The organism is Brinjal little leaf phytoplasma, from assembly GCF_978563805.1.
Genome location: NZ_CEAFKD010000001.1, coordinates 24,948 through 46,515 on the forward strand (window position 1 = coordinate 24,948; position 21,568 = coordinate 46,515).

Below are 21,568 nucleotides of genomic sequence, written 5' to 3' on the forward strand. Positions count from 1 at the left end.
ATTCTCTCTTTATTTTTTAAATTTATTATTCGGCAAGAATAATTTTTTTAAAAAAAATGACATTTTAGACATTAAACAAATAAAACAAATTAAAAAAAAGAAAATAAAATTTTGTTTATAATTATCTGCCCTCTTCTTGCCGCATACTTTAGATAAAGGAATAGTATTAACATGTTTAGCAAAAATATCTTTGTATTGTGTATCAAAAGGATCGCTCAATGGATTATTATCACCTTTTGTTTGAATTTTTCCTTGACTTACATTATTTTGTGTAACTCTATGAATAATAGGTATATTTTGAGATATCTTTTTAGATAAAGATTCATTATGAAAAATAACAATATCGCCTTTTTTTAATTTTTTTTTCTCATCTAACGAAATTTTTTTAACTATCACAATATCGTTTACATTAATTAAAGGGGACATGCTAGGACTTATAACCTGATAATAATCAAAATAAAATGTATTAACAATTTTTTCATGTTTCCAAAATATTTTACATAAATTAACGATCAATAAACACAAAAGACTGATATTTATAACACAATTAATAAAAAAAACAATAATTCTAAGAAAATAATAAACATATTTTTTATAACAATATTCTCTCATCACCATATTCTACCTATTTACATTCCTTCATATAGATCTTTTTATTATTTAGATCTTTTTATTATTTGAAAAACTCAAATTTGCGAATTATAAAAAATATATTTTAAAAATCTTTTATAAAATTATCTACAAGAGCATAATTTTGTTCTTTAACAACAATTAAATTAGTGGTTACATGAGGCAAAATATTGCAAATCCTTTGAGGTGGAATAGAAATAAAAAATTGTATTTTTAATTTATTAAAAAAAGACATCATAGAGTCTATTCTATTTTCATCCATATTATTAAAAGCTTCATCAAAAAATACTAAACACCCTTTGGATTCATTCTTTTCTGTTAATAATTGTTCAAAACAAACAGCAATAATTATATAAAAAGGAACTTGTGTTTCGCCACCTGATTTTTCTCTAAAAATTTTAGAAAAAAAAGACCAATTGCCTTCTTTATCATAAATTTTAATATCATAATTTAAATAATTACGATAATCTAAAAACTGATAAGATAAATGTTCATATTCTGAGTCAAAAGACATTATTTTTTGAAATAACTCGTTTAAAAGAATTTCTTTATGAGATAAATAATCTTCATTAAATAAATTTGTTTCTTCTAATTCGTTATCTTTCATAAAAAAAGAATAATATTGTTGATATTCAGGAACATCAGAAGGTTTAATAACAATTTGATAATAATCATTACCAAAAGGTCTATTTACTAAAATTTTATTTAAATCTTTAATTTGTTGTTTAACTTCTAAAATACTCTTTTTTAATTTATTAATAAATTCTTCTTTAAAAATAATTTCTGTTTTTATGCTTAATTCTTTAGCTTCTTGTTCGTATTGAATTAAATTTTTAGACTTGATTAAATTATATTCTTTTATAAAAAAATCTAAATTTTCTAATTTAGCTTCAACATTAAATAAATGATAATTATCAATATATTTTTTCATGAAAGCGACTAAATCTATTTCAAAAATATTTTTTTGTTTTTCCATATTTTTCAAATCTTCTTGAATACTTTTGAACATCATTTCATAATGATTAGAATATTCCTTTAAATAATTATGAAATTGTACAGAAGCAGCTTCCGCATTAATAATTTCTTTTTTTTCTTCTTCGAATAATTTATTTTTGTTCAAAGATAAATCATTTTCTAAATTATTAATTTGATTCAAATAAATATTTTCTTTATTTTTATTTTCTAAAATTTGAAATAAAATTTGTTCTAATTCTTGATTTTTTACTTTTTTGTCTTCTTGTGCTTGAATAATACTATTTTCTAATTGATTTAAATTAGGATTCGCTTCTAATTTTTTTATTTTTTCTTCAATAATAATTAAATTAGATTCTTTATCTTTTTTTTGTTCAAACCAATCGCAATAATTTAAATTTGCAATCGAAAATATTTTACTTTTTTGAATCAAAGAAATAATATTTGCATTATTTTTAAAATAATTTTGTTTTTGGTTTAACTCTTCTTTTTGCAAATTCATTTCATTTAAAATTATGTTTGCGCGTATTTTCCGAGAATTAATCCCTATATAAGGAACTTGATAAATTTTAGGATTTATTTTTTTAGCAGTATAATTGCTATACATCATACATAAAGGAGTAATGGCGGTTTTGTGATTTTTTAAATTTTCAATATTTAATTCGCATTTAATATTAGATAACAATATTTTAATATATTTTAAAGCATCATTATTATCACTAGTAATATGCGAAGCTAAACTATCTAAATTATCAGAAATATCAGGAATTTTTTCAACATTGACTAAACCAACATCATAAATTTTCAATTCATCTTGTAATTTATCATAAATTTTTAAAGCAGAATCGAAATAACGATGATCTATAATTAAATTAAACTTTCTATATCCTAAAACGCCTTCTAAAGCGTTTCTCCATAACTCATCTTTTAATTCTATTAATTCACATAAAGGATGAACAAAAATATTTTTATTATATTTTTGACTTAATTTTTCTTTTAATAAATTATTTATTTTAATAAAACGATTATTAGGAGAAACATAATTTTGAGTAATCATTTCTAAATCAGAATTATTTTTATTAATTGTTTCTTTCAAAAGAATTATTTCTTTTTGTAAATTATTTTGCGAAACATTAAAACTAATTATTTTTTTAGAAAAATATTCTAATACTTCATTAATTTTTGTTTTTAATAAAAAAGGATTTTTATCTATAGATTTTAATAAAAAAGACTTAATCTTTTCAGAACTTTCCTTAAAAAACATCTCATTAGTCAAAATAAATAAATTATCTAAAATAAAAGTTTCTTCATTTAATTGTTTTATGAAAATATTTATTTTTTCCTTAAGATTTTCGATAAACCTTTTTTCTTGAATTAAATCTTTTTGCAAAGAATGCAAAACAGAACCTAAATTATTTTGTAATTTATTAGTTTGTAATTTCAAAATATAATCATTTAAATTATCAATAGATTCGTTATATTTTTGTTTTTGAGATGTTAAATTAACTAATTCTTTTTCAACTAATGTTTTTTTTTTAATATAAGACTCTAAATTTATTTCATTCTGTTGAACCAAAATCATTTGTTTAGTTAAAGATTGAATCTTCATTTGATCATCTATTTTTGTTAAATTTTTATTAATTTCGATAATTTCAGACAACTCTTTTAATTTCTTTTTTTCCATCTCCATTTGGAATTCAATTTGTTTTAATTGTTGAACATTATTCTTTAAACTATTAATATTAATAGGATTTTCTTCTAGCAAAAAATCAAAAATAAACTTTTGTAAATTTAAAGGTTTAAAAGATAATGCTTTAGGTAATATTTTTAAATATTTTACAATATTAATTTTTAAATATTTACCAACTGTATTATGATATTGTTTTTTAGTATCAAAAAAATCAAAATCTTTATTAAAAGATCTAAAATAATCGCGCATATGTTTAATATTTCTTATTTGATTATCAAATATAAAAACATTTTTATTCAAACGAATATTAGATAAAAGATAAAATTTATCCTTTAAAACCCCTCTATAAGGTAATTCTAAAACACATCCCGCAATAGTATATGTTTTTGTTTGTTCATCGTAAAACTCCAATGCAATATGAGTGACAACATCTTGATTTCTTAAAAATTCTTTATTTTCGATGCCAAGTTTACCTTTAATATAACTTTCTAATGAACGCTTAGCATTATCATTAGCAGCTATATTAAATTTAACACTATTTTTCTCGCCTATCAAAACATATTGTAAAGCATCTAATAAAGTTGATTTACCTGCTCCATTTTCTCCTGAAATTAAAACATTATCTTTAATTTCTATCTCTTGATAAGAAAATAAATGCCAATTAATTAATATTATTTTAGTTAATTTTTTCATTTTAATTGTTTGTCGTCATACTTCAAATTTAATGACTCTGTATACTGTTTAATCATATCTAAATCAATCAAATAAAGAATAGAATTATAAATTGTTATGATTAAACCATCAGATAATTCATTTTCTATATAATTAATAATATTAAATCTTTTATACAAAGCTAAAATGTTTTTTATTTTTTCTTTAGTCAATTTTTTGATTTCTTTATAATCAATACTATTTAATTTATGATAAATATCTTGTAAATATATTGAAATAATACCACTAGATTTATTTTCTCTTTTTTGTTGAAATAAAATACGTAAAATTAATAAAATTAAACTTTCTTCTTTTTTTAATTTTAATTTATTAAAATGATTTAAATTTTTAATAAAAATAACTTCATCATATTTTTTAATTTCTAATTGAAAATCAGACAGTTGAAAAAAAGAAATAAAAAGTTCTTTATATAATAAAATAAAACGATAATCATTGGCATCTTCTGTTTTTTGAATAGTTAAATAATTTATTTGAAATAATTTATTTACAATTTTAGAAAAAATATTTTTTTCTTGTTCTGTTAAATTTTTAAATTTTTCTATAAAAATATATAATGCTTTTGTTTTTTGCTCCATCAAAAAAATCCTTTACTAATTATTAATATCGCATAATAAAAAATAATGAAAACCAATTGATGAATTTACTACAAAATCAATCGAAATTGAAAAAATTAAACTAAATTATTTTTAATAAAAAAATCATACATTGTATTTTCCATAATATGATCAGATATTAAATTAGCTTTTTTTTTAACATCTATATATTCACAATTACCCATTGCAATACCGATATCAGCAAATTCTAACATTTCTTTATCATTACAACCATCCCCAACACAAATTAACTCATAATAATTATATTTTTGCTTAATTTGTTGAATGCCATGTAATTTATTAATTGTTTTCATTGTTAAATCAATATGAGTACGCCAATAATATCCTTGAAAACAATCTAATTTATCTAAAAAAGGTTTTATCTTTTCTCGATCATCTCCAAAAATATTCAACATAAAAACTTTTTCTTTTAAATAAAATTGATTATCAATTTTAATATCGAATTTCTTTGTCCAATGCTTAATAATTTCTAATTGTTTCGAATCATCATTAGAAAAAAAAGCTGATCCGTTCATGCTAACTCCGGAAGCTAAAATTTTAAGACCAGAGTATAATTTAATTTGTTTCACAACATTCTCAATATAATTAATAGGAATTGGTTGTTCATCAATAACTTTATTATCTTCTAAAACCAAAGCGCCATTAACCAAAACTAAATACTTGAAACAAGGTAATAATTCCTGAATAACATCTAAATTTGCATAATTTCTGCCAGTTGCTATACCTAATACTACATTAGGATTTTGAGATAATTTTAAAATCAATTTCTTAGTTTGTGACAAAACTTCATTTTTTTCATTACTATATAAAGTGTCATCGATATCAAAAAAAAATAATCTTCGTTTAATGATTAAAAACCTCTCTTATATTATTTAATTTAATTTATTTATTAAAAAAATGAAAAATTAGTCAAAAATACTATTTATACTTTAATTAATTATAATCCATTATATCAAAAAAAATATAAAAATTTATATCCAAAGAAACCGATATTATAAAACAATTAAATTTATAATTTCTTCTTTTTTATAAAAGAAAATAATTTTATTTATTATTCATATAAAAAAAATAATTCAAATAAACATATGCAACCTGAAAAGAAAACATATAATTTATAATAAAAAATTTAAATTTATCCATACAATAAACATAATATATTTAAATATATTAAATATAATTTTTTATTTATATAAACATCAATAAAAAAATAATATAAAAAAATGAAAAAAATAAATATTAATGATTTATTCTAAAACAAAAATATAAGGATATTTTTGGCTATTATTATTTTCTATCTTTTCTATTTCTAAATTAGGAAAATGTTCTTCTACAAAAGATTCTATTTTTTCTAAATTTCTTTTCAAAAAAGTTTGTTTATGATAAAAAATAGTTAAAAAATTATTTTTCTTGCCAATCATTTTTTTTAATAAATTTTGAGTTAATAAAATTAAATCTTTATTATTTTCTATTATTTTATTTTTCATATAAGAAACAAAACAATCTAAAGCTAATTTATGATCTGTTTTTTTATCACAATGCCTTGAATCAATGATTTTTCCAATTTGAATTTTTTGCATATAATTCTTCATATTAGTCAAATTCTTTTGTAAAGAAATATTTTTATCAAAAACTAAAAGAGAAATATAACTTTCAACAATATCATTAGTAGGAATAATTTCAATTTTGAATTTAGGATTTAATTCACAAGTTTCTTTTATAATAGGTATTATGTCTGATTGATTAGGGAAAATAACTATAATTTCAGCATTGATTTCATTAATTATTTTGTTTAATTTTTCTACTGACAAAAAATTCTTATATAAATTAAAAACAATATCAGATTGTAAATCTTTAAAAGTATTTTCGATTTCTTTTCCTGAACTAGAAACAAAAGTAATAATAGAATATCTAGAAACTTTGGAATCATTTTTATGTTGTTCCTTGGAAATAAAATTATTATATTGTTCTTTCATATTCTCAATTTTCGATTTAACTAATGTCCCGTATTTAGATAATTTTGTTAAAATATTGTCAGGATTATTCGTATGAATATGAATTTTTAATAAATCAGAATTTTTCAATAAAATTAAAGAATCACCATAATTATTCATCTTTTGTTTCTGATCTTCAACGTCAAAATCATTTGAACTATTTAATTTAATAATAAATTCAGTACAATATTTATATTTTAATTCACTATTTTTTTCAATATTATGATTGAATTTTAAATCTAAAGTTTTTATATCATCATTTTCTAACTGAACATCTTCTAAAAATAATAACATTCCTTCTAAAAAACAAATAAATCCTGCTCCGCCACTATCTACTACTTTAGATTTTTTCAAAATAGGTAATAAATCAGGAGTTTTGCTTAAAGAAATTTTAGCATTTTCAATAATTATTTGAAGAGCTCTTTTGATTGTATTAATTTCTTTCTTTTTTTTTACAGTTTCTTCAATAGATTCTCGTAAAACAGTTAAAATAGTTCCTTCTACTGGTTCAACAATTGAGGAATAAGATTTTTTATAACCGCTAATCATAGAATTAACAAACTCTTCAGCATTAATATTATTTTTTTGTAAATTACTAATATAATCATAAATACCGGAAAAAAATTGAGAGAAAATAACGCCTGAATTACCTTTAGAACCCATCAATAAAGCATCAGATAAAACTTTACTAACTTTAATAATAGAAGAATCATTTATCAATTGAAGTTGTTTAACGCCTTCCATCATAGTCATTTGCATATTAGTGCCTGTATCTCCATCAGGAACAGGAAAAACATTCAAACTATTTATTTTTTGATAATTTTTTTTTAAATTAAAAGTTCCGTTTATAATCATTTTTTTAAATAAATTACCGTCTATAATGTTTTGTTCTACCATTTTTTATAATGTAATCCTTTTTAATTTCTATAAAATTTTCTTTTATTTGTAATTTAAATCTTTTCTTAATTATAATATTAAGTTCTTTATAAAAAAACGTAACTAATAAATTATTTTATATTTTTTAATTAATTAAAAAATATAAAATAATTTAAAAAAACAATTATATTATAACATATGTAATATTTTTGTTAATATTGTTTTTGGATTCTTAATTATCTTCTTGTATTCTTAGAAATGAAAATATGTTATTTTTTAACAAAAATATATTATAATGAATCATATGTTATAAACACACAAAAAAATCATAAAAGGAGTAGAATAAATATTATGAGTAAATGTTATATCACTGGCAAAACAACTTTATTCGGAAATAAACGTAGTCATGCAATGAATGCAAATCGTAAATTATGGAAAGCTAATTTACAAAAAGTTAATATTATAGATCAAAAAGGTAAAAAGAAAAAAGTTTATATATCAGCGCGTGCATTAAAAAAATTAGAATTACAAAGAGTTTAATTGTTTAAACTTTAAAATAAAAAAATATCTCGTTTGAGATATTTTTTTATTTTAAAAGCAAATAAATTCTCGAGGAATTGATAAAATAAAAATAACAAAAAAAGATAAAAAGAATAAAGAATCAAAACGATCTAAAAAACCACCATGGCCAGGTATTATACTATCAAAATCTTTAATTAAAAAATCTCTTTTAAATTTTGAAGCAATAAGATCGCCTATTTGAGCGATAATACAATTACAAAAAGTAAAAATATAAAATGGCAACTTGTTTATAAGTAATACCCCGTCAAAAATACAAAATACAATAATTAAGGATATAATAACGCCGCATAAAGAACCTTCCCAAGTTTTCTTAGGGCTAATTTCAGGATATAAAAGATGTTTACCGAATAAAATGCCACCTAAATAAGCAAAACTATCATTTGCAATAGTAATAACAAATAAGTAAAAAAACCATTTATAATTGAGACAAATTAAAGTAAAAAAACAAGCACTAGGTAAAACAATATATATTAAAATTAATAAAAGAAAATTTAAATTTTCTACTCTAAACTTATTAACAAATAAAAAACAAAACCACAAAAAAATAAAAAGAAAGAAAAAATAAAACAAAAATTGTTCAAGTTGAAATGATTTTTTAAAATCAATTAATTGCGCAGGTAAATTAATTTTTTGCGAAAAAATTTTTGAAAAATCATTTAATTGAGGATTATTAAAATAAAAAAAAAATAAAAAAAGAAAAAAAAGATAAAAAAAGACAAAAGCAAAAATAAAATAAATAAACTTTAAAGAATTATTTTTGGCTAATTGTTTAGATTTTAATATTTCTTTAACAGAACATATCATAATTATCAAAATAAAAAATAAACAAAAATAAATAAAAAAAATTTTATTAAATTTTTCGTCAATCCATGTAAAAAAAAAGAAAAAAAATAAATTTATTAAAAAAAGGATTAATCCTGTATAAATTTTAATAAATGATTTTTTTTTATTCATTTTAAATTTTCAACAATTCATTATTTTTTTTAATTGTTTCATCTTCTATTAATTTAATCCATTTATTGATTAAATTTTGTATATCTTTTAAGCAAATATTTTCTGATGCGTCATTTAAATTCATTTTTTGAATTTGTTCTTTACCTTGACGGCGAATATTTCTTATTATTACTTTAGTTTGCTCTGCTATTTTTTCCACTTCTTTAACTAACATTTTTCTTTTTTCTTCTGTAGGTTGAGGAAAAATTAATTTTATAACTTTACCATCATCTTGAGGAGTTATTCCTAAATCAGAATTTAAAATAGCCTTAGAAATATTATTGATAACAGTATTATCAAAAGGTTTAATATTAATCTGATTACCTTGATGAACACTAATAGTACTAATATTTTTTAAAGCAATATCTTCGTTATAATAATTAATAGTTATTTTATCCAAAATTTTAGGATTGGCTCTGCCTGTTCGAATGTTATTAAATTTAGATAACATAACTTCTTTAGCTTTACGTATTTGATTTTCTAATTTTATTAAAATTTCTTTTGATAAATCTTCCATATCTCTTTTATTTATCCTCCGTTGAAGTAATTAAAGTTCCTATTTTCTCTTTTAAAACAACTTTTTTAATATTTCCTTTTTCATTCATATCGAAAACTAAAATATCAATCTTATTTTCCCAACATAAAGAAACGGCTGTCATATCCATAATATTTAATCTTTTGGAAAGGATTTCTTTATAATCGATTTTTTTTAACAAAATAGCGTTTGTATGTTTTTTAGGATCTTTATCATAAACACCTTCAACCCCATTTTTCGCCATTAAAATAACATCTACATTTAATTCTGCTGACCTCAAAGCGGCTGCAGTATCTGTAGAAAAATAAGGTAAACCTAATCCAGTACCTAAAATAACAACTCTATTTTTATCTAAATGTCTTAAAGCTTTTTCTTTAATATACGGTTCTGCTACTGCAATAACAGGAAAAGAAGTCATTACTCTTGTTTGGATTTGCAAATTATTTAAAGCATCTTGCAAAGCTAAAGAATTAATTATAGTGCCTAACATACCCATATAATCTGAACGGCTACGTTCCATACCTAATTCTTGACCCACAAGACCACGCCAAATATTTCCTGCGCCAACAATAATTATAATCTCGATGCCTAAATCTTTAATTTCTTTTATTTCTTCAGCTATTTTCTTAACTGTTTGAGGATTAATGTTAAAATCTTCTCCTTTTAATGCCTCTCCACTTAATTTTAAAAGAATTCTTTTAAACATTAAATTTCCCCTCTCTCTTTTTTTAATAAAAAATTATTTACAAAATATTTTATTTAAAATTATTTTTTTCCTACTTCAAAATAATAATAGTTTATAATATCAGTTTTATTTTGGATTAAATATTCTTTAACTTTTTTATTTGAATCCATATAAAAAGGTTGTTCTAATAAACAAGTTTGTTCTATTAAAGTATTAAATTTATTTTCTACTATTTTGTTTAATAGTTCGTCTTTTAAAGGTTTATGACTATTTTTTTCTTTCAATTGTTCTAATAAAATTTCTTTTTCTTTATTTAAAAAATTAATATCTATTAATTCTTTGCTCAAAAATTTAGGTTTCATTCCAACTATATGCACTGGCATATGTTCTTCGACATCAGAAGAAGATTTAGTTAAATGAACTAAAGCGGAAATCTTGCCCCCTTGATGTTTATAAAAACCAAAACCTTCCTCATCTTTTTTATAAATGATTTGAATACGTGATAAAAAAATTTGTTCTTTAATTATAAAAGATTTTTGGGAAATTAATTCTTCAACACTTTGACCATTCCATTTATATTTTAAAAAATCTTTTAAATGTTTAATTGAAGAATCAGCTTCTAATAAAATATTTTCTAATTGATAATATAAATCCATAAAATTTTTATTTTGGACAACAAAATCTGTTTCTGCATTAAGTTCATATAAAATAGCTTTGTTGTTTTTAACAACAACATTCGTTAAGCCTTCTGCAATGTCTTTGGTTTTGTTCTTTTTATAATAAAAAAGACCTTTTTCCTTTAAAAAATTAATCGCTGATTCAATATCACCATTAGTCTCTTCTAAAGCTTTTTTACAATTGGTAATACCTGCCTGAGTTTTTTGTCTTAACTCTTTAATCATTTCAATTGTTATTTTCATGAATGTTTATTCCTTTTTTAATTTTTTTTCAAATTTATTTTTTATTTCAATACTAATAATATTATTTTTAATATTAAAAAAAGATGTTTATTAAACATCTTTAATTATAATAAATTACGATTTTAATAAAATAAGATTAAAAATAAAATATCGCTTTATAGCAAATTTCATTTTTTTAAATTTTTGTTGTGTTTTTTATATTTTCTTATTCATTATTTTTTACATCAATTTTATTATTATTATTTGATTTTTGAGTTCCCTCAATGACTGCATTTGCAATAATAGAAGTTATTAATCTAACGCCTTTAATAGCATCATTATTAGCAGGAATAATGTAATCAACTAATTCAGGATCGCAATCACTATCAATAATTCCAAAAACTTTAATATTTAATTTACGTGCTTCAGTTATCGCTATAATATCTTTTTTAACATCAATAACAAAAATAGCTTGAGGTAAACTTGTCATGTTTTTTATGCCGCCTAAAAACTTCTCTAGTTTTTCTCTTTGTCTTATTAATTTAATAACTTCTTTTTTAGGTAAACCTTTCCATAAACCTTCTTTTTCTTGATTATATAAATCTTTTAAAACATTAATTCTTTTTAAAATAGTTTGAAAATTAGTAAAAGTACCACCTAACCATCTATATGAAATATAATATTGTTTGGATCTTTCAGCTTCTTGCTGAACAATTTCTCGAATTTGTTTTTTGGTGCCTAAAAATAAAATTTTCCCATTATTAGATGCTAATTCAACTATCTTTGGATAAACAAATTCAATTGCTTCCATTGTTTTCTTTAGATCTATAATATGAATTCTATTTCTTACAATAGGTATTCCTGTTTCATTTGAAAAAAGAAAAGGTTTCATTTTATAATGGCATTTTCTAGCTGCACTTCCGAAATGAATTCCTGATCCTAATAATTGTTTAATAGAAACAACAGATGACATAAAAACAAAATTAACTCCTAATTAAATTTTATCAAAATTTTTAAAATAATTAAATTATTGAACATCCCATAATACATCAAATTATTTATATTTATAATTTGCAAATTAAATTTATATTAAATTCTAATGTTTTCCATAAAATTATTTATTTTACGCAAATCTAAATTATTGTAACATATTTTTATTTTTTTATAATTTAAATCTTTATATAAAAATTTTAATCAGTACTTCCAAAACCATCTTTGCGGATTTTCTTATCTTGCATCAAATCATTATTAGTTAAATAAAATTTTTGTAAAACACCTTGAGCTATTCTTTCTCTTTTTTCAATTTTTACTTCTTTATCCGATATATTATATAAAGGTACAAAAATATGTCCTTCATTTTTTAAATTATTATAATAATCACTATCTATAATTCCTACACTATTAGTCATTATCAAACCTTTTTTTAAAGCTAATGAAGATCTAGGATATATACATAAAACTTTATCGCTTTTAAAATAAGCTTTTATACCTGTAGGAATTAAAACTAAATCTTTAGGTTTTATAATAATCGAAATAGCCGATTCAAAATCATATCCCGCGCTATAAAGAGTATGTCTTTTCGGTAAACTAATATTTTTATCTTTATAAATACTTACAACTTCAAAAAAAAAATTTATTTTATTTTGCATATTCAATATTTCCTTTGTGTTTTTTTAATAATTTTTTTTTATAAACATTTCTAGGATGTTTTTCTATAAATTTATTTTTTAAAAAAACATCAGAAACATGAGTATAAATTTGAGTTGTTTTTAAATTAGCGTGTCCTAATAATTCTTGAACAACTCTTAAATCTGCTCCGTTATTTAATAAAACAGTAGCAAAAGCATGTCTAAAAACGTGCGGATATAAAGAAATATTTGAATTTACCTTAGAACTTAATTGATTTAAAATAAATCTAATTCCTTTTTCTGTTAAAGGATCGCCTTTATAATTGATTAATAAAAAATCATGTTTATCCCTATTCGATTTTGTATTTTTATTTAAAAATTTATCTCTTATATAAGTTAAATAATGTTTTAACATATTTGATAAAACAATGTGAAGTGGTATAAATCTTTCTTTTTTACCTTTACCATAAATTAAAATTTGATGATTCATAAAATAAATATTATTTATTTTTAAATTAACTAATTCACTTACTCTTAAACCACAACTATAAAGCAAATCTAAAATAATATAATTACGATACCCAAAAATATTTGATGTATCAATAACATCTAATAAGTTTTGAATAAAAGATTCAGGTAAAATTTGAGGTAATTTTCTAGATTTTTTTTTTAATTTAATTAATTTAAAAATATTATGCTTAAAGTTATATCTTTCGATTAAAAAATTATAAAAAAGTCTTAAAGAAGAGATTTTTCTAAGAATACTAGTATTAGACAAATGTTTATTGCTTAAATAAGAAACAAAATAACGAGCTTCATTTATTTCAGATAAATCAATAAAATTAAATATCATATTTTTTTGAAACAAAAAATTTTGAAATTCTTTTACATCATAAATATAATTCTTAATAGTAAAATAAGAATAATTACATTCAATTTTTAAAAATATTTCAAATTCATTAATAAAATCCAATATTTTTAATCCTACCGCTAATTCCAAAATTATTTTAAAATTGAATTTGAAAATATAATATTTTTTCGAGTTTATAGTATCTATGTATTATTTTAGAAACAAATTTATTAAATTTATAAAATAAGAAAACTTATTTTTAATAAATTTAAAACTACTTGAATTCTTAAAATTAAATATTAAAAAAAGAATAGATAAAATCAAAATAATATAACCAAGAATAGATAAATAAGATTTCTTTTCCCTCATAATATTTGATAATGGAATTGTATAAATAATTTTATACGCAACATTCTCGTAACTAATTCTTTTTTCAAAATCTAATATTTTATTATTATTTATCCCTTTAGTTGTTATAAATCTTTCATTTTTATTATTATACTGTACTCGATGACAAACAAAAGGAATTTGTCTCAATAATCTATTCGTTTGAAATTGTTCCTCAATATAAAAAACTACATCATCGCCTTCTTTTAAATCTAAAATTTCGTCTTTAGTTATTTTTTTTACAATAATCAAATCATTCTTTTTATATTCAGGAGACATGCTATTACTAGATATATAATTAATATTAAAAAAAATAAATTTATTAGCATTTTTAGGATAAAAATAATTATAAAAATTCAAAAAAATAAAATAAAAAATAATAAATACAAAAATATAATATAAAAAAAAAATAAAATAATTAAAAAATTTTATTACTATCTTTGTTATTGTTCCGTTTAGAATCATATTAAATGCTCTACATTTACAATATTTTATTATTTATATTAAAATAAAAAAATATTTTTTTATTGTATTAAACTAAATAAAAAAATCAAATTAGTTTTTGTATTAATATTATTTTTTATTTTTTCAAAATAATAATCTTCTTTAAAACTAGACATATATTTAAAATTAACTATATTGATAAATTTACCAATCGATAAATTTATCAATTGGTAAAATTATTTAAAACTAAAATATTTTTTTATTATAGAATTATAATTATTATAATTATGTTCTGTATTAATATTATTTTTAATAATATATTGGCGTAAATTTTTAAACATAAAAATTCTAATATCTTCTTCATTATAACCTATTACAATAGATTTTGAATTATATAATAATAGTTTTTTTATAAATAGATAGGTTTTATTATAAATTTTTTTATCTTTTAAATAGTCATTAGAAATAAATCTTTTTTTTGTTTTTTTAAAAATCCGAAAACGAATAGATATTATATTTTTAAAATCTATATTTTCATAATTCAAAATTATATCAATATCTTTTTCAGTTAAAGAAAAGAATAACTCAAGTTCTTTTTGTGATATTTAATATGATGTAAATCTAACCATTATTTAGCTTTTTTACATGAAGAACAAGGATTACTAGTTAAAATAAAAATCATAAAAATAAAAATTCTTTCTTATACAAAAAAATCATTTAAAAAAATACTCTCTTAAACCTTTACAAAATAAATACAAATAAAAATTCAAAAAAATAAACAAATTTAAAGTGTTAAATTTCAACAGGATAGTCAAATTATGTTCTAATTATAACAAATTTATTTTGAAAAGTCAAAAAAGATTATCAAAAATCCAAAAAAATTACTAAATCAAACTATAAACATAAAAAATAATTTAAAATAAATAACAAAAAATAAAAAATGAAATTTTGGTAAAAAATTTAAATTTTAAGAATTCCACTTCATTATTAAAATAATAATTAATAAAAAAATAATATACTTTGATATTTCATAAAAAAATATAAAAAAATTTATCCTGAAAATTTATTTTTTAAAATATAAATAATGTTTAGCTTCAATTTGATAAATAAGAAACAAATATTAAGATAATATATTATTAATTATCTACTATTTTTATTTTGTTATACAAAATCTTTTTTTAATTAAAAAAATGGAAAACAAATTTAATAATAAATTGATTCAAAATTTTAAATATACAAAACATAATAATGCATTCCACAATTCAATATATTATTTATTAGAAGCAAAAGATATAAACAATATTCTATATCAAACTAAAATATTAGAACCTAATTGGACTAAACAAAATATATGATTTTATTAAAATTTTAAAAACAGAAAATAATTCTCAATATACAGCATATGAATGCAAAACAGATTTTGAAATTTTATTCAAAATACCTGATAAATGGTCATTTTTATTTATAATCATTAATTTTATAAAAATATGCGTACACCACTGTATTGGTTTATTATATTAGAAAAAATATACGCAATATTATAGGAAAATCCAATTCCAAACCTTTGATTTCTTCTAAAAAAAATCTCTTTTTACTTTCCAATATTGTATCCGGTAATGAAGAAGAAAAAGAGGAAATGAAAGAATTAATCGACTTTTTAAAATAACCTCAAAAATATAAAGAAATAGGTGCTTCGATTCCTAAAGGTGTTTTATTAGGAGGTCCACCGGGAACAAGGAAAACTTTATTAGCTCAATTTTTAACTGGTGAAGCTAATGTTCCTTTTTATGGGGTTACTGACAGTAAATTTGTAGAAATATATATCGAGGTAAGAGCTTCTAGAGTAAGAAATCTATTTCAGGAAGCTAAAGATAAATACTCAAAGAGGTGATAATTTTGCTGATGGTTGTTCTCAAAGAAAAAGATCAAACTTTAAATAAATTATTAACTGAAATGGATGGTTTTACTAAATCTCAAGGATTATCGCAATAGGAGCGAATAATAGAATAAATATCTTAGCTTAGATTCTGCTTTATTAAAAAGCCAGGAAGATTTGATCGTATTTTTAAAGTAGGATTACCAGATATAAAAGCCCGAGAAGGTATTTTAAAAGTTCATGTTCGTAATAAAAAAATAGCTAATGATATTGATTTTGATCAATTAGCGAAACAAACTCCAGGTATGAGTGGTTGTTTGGCTTCAATTAAAAGCAGTCTTAGTAAAAATTTGAAGATTTTGAGAACGAGGATTTAATTTTTTTAAATTTGGTAAATGATGATTAACAATACAGCCTACAATTTAGTCACTAAAGAGATAATAAGATTCTTGTTTTGTTGAAAAAAACCAACCATTATTAATATTATATTTAGCTTGGTTTTTTTTATAATATTGGGAATTTTGATAAAATTCAGTATTAAATAAAAGTCCTTTTGATTGATACATTACTTTATTATCATAACCAAACATTTTTAATAAATTAACGTTAAATAAAAAATGAAAATGAATAACTTTACTTTTTTGAGTTTGAGTAACTTTTAAAGATTTAAAAGTTTTTTTCATAAAATATTTGATTTTAGAAGGAGAATAATTTAATTTTTTTTAAATAAATTCTCATTTCTTGTCTTAATTTTTTCATAAATAATTTGCTTAAAGGTTCGATTTTATTTAAATTTAAGACTGCTTTAGAAAAAGAACCGTTAGCGTTGTGTTTTGGTAAGGTTAAAGTTAAAAAACTTAATTTATTTTCTTGATAAAAATTATGAATAGCTTTATAACGAGCTTTCTTTTTACTTGTTTCAATATTTTTAATAATATCAGTAAGAGAAATAGTTTTTTTCAAATTTTGATTAAATTGAGGAGAAAGAAAACAACAAATATCAATATAAATTTTATTAATTTCTTTATTAGATAAATTTTTATAATTATCAATTATTAAAGGTAATTATAAATTCTCAATGTTTTGTTTAATAAAAGTAATTTTTTCCTCACGCTTTTTTTTATTAAAATTTCTTTAGCAAGGAGATAATAAGCATTAATGGTTTTTTTATCATCAATTTCTTTTTCATCCATCAAAAAATGTTCCCCTCATTCATTATTAATGAAACATATTTTTCTATTTCTTAGATTAATTAATCTTTTTTTTCTTGCATAGAATTAATTAACTCAAATAAATGATAATTATAAAAATTAACTTTAATATTATGACCGAAATGAATTTCTTTAATAAGTTTCTTTTTTTTGTTGAATTATTTAATAGTTGAATATATAAAATTTTAAATATACAAAAAAATTTAAAAAATAATAAAAAAAACATAAAAAAATTTAACATATTTTAAATATAAAAAAACAATTTTAAAGTTTTGATAAACAAACTAGGAGAAATTTAAAATTTATTTTTTTATATAACAATCAAAAAAATGAAGAAAAAAAATTACAAAATAGATCTAAAAAAAAAATATTTTTCATCAATTATTTTTTTAAATTTATTTATTTCAAAAAAAATATATTTTTTATATTAAAATAACTTTTTTGAGTATACATCTTGATTTCAAGCAAGACATTTATATAACAAAATTAATTATAATAAAAATCATAGTAAAATATTTTTTTAAAATATTGCTTTTTTTACATTAAAACAATATTGTTCTTTTTTGAATTCTTATTTTAAAGCGTATTATTTTTGAAATAATTTTTTAACTTTGAAGATTTAAAACAAATTTTTTGGAAATAATATGAATTTTAAGAAAATTTAATAAAATTATATTAATAAAATTTAAAAAACGCACTTTTGTAAATTTTTATATAAAAAATTTTCATAATAAAAAATTATATTTTATATATTTTTTATGTTCTTTATTCTAATAATTTTAATATATAATATCAATGTTTTTGTTATAAAAATTTATAAAGAAAATTAATTTTTTAATAAAAAAAATAATAAAAATTTCTTTTTATTAAAAAAATATTTATAATTTTTTTTAATTGAAAATTAAAAATATAAAAATGTTGAAATATATTTAATAAATTTGATTTATTTGCTTATTAGAAAGGCAATTGATTAAAATTAAAAAAAATAAAAAATTTTTTTACAAAATATATTTTGTAATTTTAATTTTGATTGTTATTATAATTTATTTTTTTTATACAAAGCAATCCAAATATCTAGAAAATAATAAAAATAAAATAAATAATTCAATTGAAATTTTAGAAAATAAAAAAACAAAAGAAGAATATGAAGCTATTGAAGAAAATTTAATAAAAAAATCAAATCCAAATGAAATAATTGACCAAAATAATATAAAAGAAAAATTATCTCAAAATAACGTCTTAATTCAATATGATGATTTAAATCCCGATATTATAAAAATAATTTCTCAAAATAATAATATAATTTTAGAATATGATTATATTAAAGGTCAAATAAACCAAATTACTGATATAAACAAAAAAACAAAGAAATACGATCCTTTCACAGGTCATTTATCTAAAGAAATGAATTCAGATAATAACGTCATAAAAGAATATAACCATTCTTTAAAAAAAGAAATTTTACCTGATAGTAGTATAAGAAATTATTTTTCTAATTATTTTGAAGAAATTTCATTTAATCCGCGTATAAAAAAAGAATATAATTTGAATTCTAAAAGATTAACTAAAATCATTTTTCCTAATAACCATATTAAAGAATATAGTTTATATAATCATAAATTAACAAAAGAAATTTTACCCAATGGAGATATTATAGAATATGATCCCTTCACTGGGAATAAAATTAAAAAAACAAATAAAGAAGATGGTATAATAAAAGAATATAATCCTGATATAGGTTTTATATTAAAAGAAATAAAACCTAATAAAGAAATAATTGAAACAAAACAAGAATATAATGATAAAGAAAAAACAAAATTAAAAAAAGTAATTTTGCCTAACAAAAATATAATCGAATTTGAACCTGATTCAAACGAAATTCAACAAATAATTTATCCAGACGGAACAATTAAAAAAACAATAAAAGAATATATTCCGAATACTCAAATATTAGTGAAAAAAATTTTACCAAATAATCATATCAAAGAATTCGATATTAACACACAAAATTTAATAAAAGAAATTTTACCTAATAAAACAATTAAAATATATGATCCAATAAATAAATTATTAATAAAAGAAATTTTTTTGGATAATTCATACATAATGTATGAATATAATTCCAAAACAAATGAATTATTAAAAAGTATTTCTTCTAACGGAAATATAATCAAATATGATCTAAATGAATACTAAAGAACTTATAATAGATTTTTATTGTAAGTTCTTTTTTATTTCAGAGTTCTTGAACATAATAAAAAACCTCAACCTAAATCTATAATTTTTTAATGATTTATATTTTATTTTAGTGTAATTTTTTTCAATTATTTTTTGAATTTGTTTTGAAAAAACTAATATCTATATATTAAAAATTATTATAAATATTAAAAAAATATATGAGCCAAATTATTATTAAAATAACTTTGATATCTCTTTTTTCAGTAAAAAAACAAAAAAAGACTAGTTTAAAAACTAGTCTTTTAAATATTAAAAATAAATTTATTTACACAAAAATTATATCAGTAAAAATAATTTCTTATTTTTTACTTGCCAAAATAAAAAATATTATTATAATTTTTTTTAAAAAGATATAACTTTTAAAGTGTCTTTAACAACTTGTAATAATAATTTTGAATCATTATTTTTTTGTAAAGATGTTAATTTTTGTTGTAACTCTTGATCATTTACAAAAGGTACATTAGAGAAATTTAAAGCCAAAGAAGTAGCTTCTGTATTATTTTTAACCTTCACAAAAACTGCTACTTTTGGACGGAATTTAGATAAAGCAATAGCGTATTTTTTATCATCAACAATAATAGCAGCAATAGAATGTTTTAAAGTCATTTGAATCATTCCCCAAGCTAAAATATCTTCATCTTTTTTAGGATTATAAAGAAGAGATATTAAATCATAATTGATATTTTTTTCAGCTTCTTTTTGAATTTTAGCCATCGTCATAACTGCTTTTTCAGGATAAATCCCTGAAGCTGTTTCTCCTGATAACATTGTAGCAGAAGCGCCTTCTAAAACAGAATTATAAACATCACTTGTTTCTGCTTTTGTAGGACGAGGATTTCTTTGCATAGATTCTAACATTTGAGTCGCTACAACAACAAGTTTTCCTTCACGTAAACAATTTTTAATAATTTGACTTTGATAAAAAGGAACTAATTCGCTATTAATTTCAATACCTAAATCTCCGCGAGCAACCATAATACCATCTGAAACTTGAATAATTTCATCTAAATTATCCAAACCTTCTTGATTTTCTATTTTAGAAATAATTTTTATATTATAATCTTGTTGAGATTCTAAAATTTTTCTTACATCTAAAACATCTTCTTTTTTTCTAACAAAAGAAAGAGCTAAAAAATCATATTTTTGTTGACAAGCAAAAATAATATCATTTTTATCTTTTTCAGAAATATAAGGCATTTGCAATTTAACATTTGGTATATTAACGCCTCTACGAGATTTAACTATATGAGTGTTTTGAGCTTTAGTAACTAATTCACGTTTTTGCTCATCTTTCTTAATTACTTCTAAAGTTAAATAACCATCATCAATAAAAATAAAATTGCCTTCTACGATATCATCATACAATTTATCATAAGTTAAAGAAAACTTATCTTTAGTCCCTAAAACTTCGTTAAAAGTAATTCTCACTTCAGAATCTTTTTCTATTTTAACTGCGCCATCAAATTCATGAGTTCTAATTTCAGGTCCTTTAGTATCAAGCATAGTCGCTAAATAACTTTTATTTTCTTTATTAATTTCTTCGATGATTTTTAAAATTCTTTTACTATTATCATAATTAGCATGAGAAAAATTAAAACGTGCTATGGAAAGTCCATTTTTGACTAATTCATTCAAAACTTCTTTATTATCACAAGCCGGCCCTAATGTAGATATTAATTTAATTTTATTCATTTTTTTAATAACCTTCTTTAAATTTTTATAAAATATAAAATAT

The 21,568-nt window shown here is 19.9% G+C and carries 21 protein-coding genes; 4 read left to right on the forward strand and 17 right to left on the reverse strand.

The features are described 5' to 3' along the window. Positions 1-9: 9 nt before the first annotated feature. The 5 genes from ACTCUI_RS00145 to ACTCUI_RS00165 all read right to left on the reverse strand — a co-directional run bounded on the left by ACTCUI_RS00145 (position 10) and on the right by ACTCUI_RS00165 (position 7,526). On the reverse strand, positions 10-618 hold the full coding sequence (locus ACTCUI_RS00145; RefSeq protein WP_463430587.1) for a signal peptidase I: 609 nt from the start codon (positions 616-618) through the stop codon (positions 10-12). Positions 619-715: 97 nt separating this feature from the next. Further along, the gene (locus ACTCUI_RS00150) at positions 716-3,985 is read right to left on the reverse strand and encodes an ATP-binding protein (protein ID WP_463430589.1); all 3,270 of its coding nucleotides are present in this window, start codon (positions 3,983-3,985) and stop codon (positions 716-718) included. Beyond that, the gene (locus tag ACTCUI_RS00155) at positions 3,982-4,599 is read right to left on the reverse strand and encodes a DUF4194 domain-containing protein (RefSeq protein WP_463430591.1); all 618 of its coding nucleotides are present in this window, start codon (positions 4,597-4,599) and stop codon (positions 3,982-3,984) included. Before ACTCUI_RS00155 ends, ACTCUI_RS00150 begins: the two co-directional genes overlap by 4 nt. A gap of 95 nt (positions 4,600-4,694) precedes the next feature. Then, a complete protein-coding gene (locus tag ACTCUI_RS00160) occupies positions 4,695-5,420 on the reverse strand; it encodes an HAD-IIB family hydrolase (protein ID WP_463430593.1) in 726 nt (241 codons plus the stop codon). 462 nt (positions 5,421-5,882) lie between these two features. Further along, entirely contained in the window at positions 5,883-7,526 is a 1,644-nt protein-coding gene (locus ACTCUI_RS00165) for a DAK2 domain-containing protein (RefSeq protein WP_463430595.1), read from the reverse strand. A 330-nt stretch (positions 7,527-7,856) separates the two neighbouring features. Between ACTCUI_RS00165 and rpmB the strand changes: the two genes are divergently transcribed. Beyond that, entirely contained in the window at positions 7,857-8,045 is a 189-nt protein-coding gene (gene rpmB / locus ACTCUI_RS00170; RefSeq protein ID WP_463430597.1) for a 50S ribosomal protein L28, read from the forward strand. A gap of 51 nt (positions 8,046-8,096) precedes the next feature. On the opposite strand, the gene ACTCUI_RS00175 is transcribed toward rpmB, so the two are convergent. The 8 genes from ACTCUI_RS00175 to ACTCUI_RS00210 all read right to left on the reverse strand — a co-directional run bounded on the left by ACTCUI_RS00175 (position 8,097) and on the right by ACTCUI_RS00210 (position 14,343). After that, positions 8,097-9,041: a phosphatidate cytidylyltransferase gene (locus ACTCUI_RS00175; protein ID WP_463430599.1), complete on the reverse strand. Its 945-nt coding sequence runs from the start codon at positions 9,039-9,041 to the stop codon at positions 8,097-8,099. A 1-nt stretch (position 9,042) separates the two neighbouring features. Beyond that, complete coding sequence (gene frr / locus ACTCUI_RS00180; protein ID WP_463430601.1) at positions 9,043-9,597, reverse strand: ribosome recycling factor; 555 nt, start codon at positions 9,595-9,597, stop codon at positions 9,043-9,045. 7 nt (positions 9,598-9,604) lie between these two features. Further along, complete coding sequence (gene pyrH, locus ACTCUI_RS00185) at positions 9,605-10,321, reverse strand: UMP kinase (protein ID WP_463430603.1); 717 nt, start codon at positions 10,319-10,321, stop codon at positions 9,605-9,607. A 59-nt stretch (positions 10,322-10,380) separates the two neighbouring features. Continuing rightward, positions 10,381-11,220, reverse strand: a complete 840-nt coding sequence (tsf, locus tag ACTCUI_RS00190) for a translation elongation factor Ts (protein WP_463430605.1) — start codon at positions 11,218-11,220, stop codon at positions 10,381-10,383. A 205-nt stretch (positions 11,221-11,425) separates the two neighbouring features. Continuing rightward, entirely contained in the window at positions 11,426-12,172 is a 747-nt protein-coding gene (gene rpsB / locus ACTCUI_RS00195) for a 30S ribosomal protein S2 (protein ID WP_463430607.1), read from the reverse strand. Positions 12,173-12,389: 217 nt separating this feature from the next. Beyond that, positions 12,390-12,848, reverse strand: coding sequence for a dUTP diphosphatase (gene dut, locus ACTCUI_RS00200; protein ID WP_463430609.1), 459 nt, complete (start codon positions 12,846-12,848; stop codon positions 12,390-12,392). Next, on the reverse strand, positions 12,838-13,800 hold the full coding sequence (locus tag ACTCUI_RS00205; protein WP_463430611.1) for a tyrosine-type recombinase/integrase: 963 nt from the start codon (positions 13,798-13,800) through the stop codon (positions 12,838-12,840). The genes dut and ACTCUI_RS00205 overlap by 11 nt, the downstream gene beginning before the upstream one ends. A gap of 87 nt (positions 13,801-13,887) precedes the next feature. After that, complete coding sequence (locus ACTCUI_RS00210) at positions 13,888-14,343, reverse strand: S24/S26 family peptidase (RefSeq protein ID WP_463430614.1); 456 nt, start codon at positions 14,341-14,343, stop codon at positions 13,888-13,890. Positions 14,344-15,698: 1,355 nt separating this feature from the next. Here ACTCUI_RS00210 and ACTCUI_RS00215 point away from each other — a divergent pair. Together ACTCUI_RS00215 and ACTCUI_RS00220 are read left to right on the forward strand one after the other, a co-directional pair. Beyond that, positions 15,699-15,863, forward strand: a complete 165-nt coding sequence (locus ACTCUI_RS00215; RefSeq protein WP_463430616.1) for a hypothetical protein — start codon at positions 15,699-15,701, stop codon at positions 15,861-15,863. Between the two features lie 341 nt (positions 15,864-16,204). Then, the gene (locus ACTCUI_RS00220; RefSeq protein ID WP_463430763.1) at positions 16,205-16,399 is read left to right on the forward strand and encodes an AAA family ATPase; all 195 of its coding nucleotides are present in this window, start codon (positions 16,205-16,207) and stop codon (positions 16,397-16,399) included. Between the two features lie 407 nt (positions 16,400-16,806). Here ACTCUI_RS00220 and ACTCUI_RS00225 read toward each other — a convergent pair whose 3' ends face one another. From ACTCUI_RS00225 to ACTCUI_RS00235, 3 genes are all read right to left on the reverse strand, one after another. Next, positions 16,807-17,067, reverse strand: coding sequence for a hypothetical protein (locus tag ACTCUI_RS00225; RefSeq protein ID WP_463430618.1), 261 nt, complete (start codon positions 17,065-17,067; stop codon positions 16,807-16,809). Between the two features lie 13 nt (positions 17,068-17,080). Beyond that, a complete protein-coding gene (locus ACTCUI_RS00230) occupies positions 17,081-17,347 on the reverse strand; it encodes a hypothetical protein (protein ID WP_463430620.1) in 267 nt (88 codons plus the stop codon). Between the two features lie 92 nt (positions 17,348-17,439). After that, complete coding sequence (locus ACTCUI_RS00235; protein WP_463430622.1) at positions 17,440-17,577, reverse strand: hypothetical protein; 138 nt, start codon at positions 17,575-17,577, stop codon at positions 17,440-17,442. A gap of 984 nt (positions 17,578-18,561) precedes the next feature. On the opposite strand from ACTCUI_RS00235, the gene ACTCUI_RS00240 reads away from it, so the two are divergent. After that, positions 18,562-19,791 carry a hypothetical protein gene (locus tag ACTCUI_RS00240; RefSeq protein WP_463430624.1) on the forward strand — a complete coding sequence of 410 codons (1,230 nt, stop codon included), beginning with the start codon at positions 18,562-18,564 and terminating at the stop codon, positions 19,789-19,791. A 384-nt stretch (positions 19,792-20,175) separates the two neighbouring features. Here the strand turns inward: ACTCUI_RS00240 and pyk are convergent, their stop codons facing one another. Next, on the reverse strand, positions 20,176-21,525 hold the full coding sequence (gene pyk, locus ACTCUI_RS00245) for a pyruvate kinase (RefSeq protein WP_463430626.1): 1,350 nt from the start codon (positions 21,523-21,525) through the stop codon (positions 20,176-20,178). Positions 21,526-21,568: the final 43 nt, after the last annotated feature.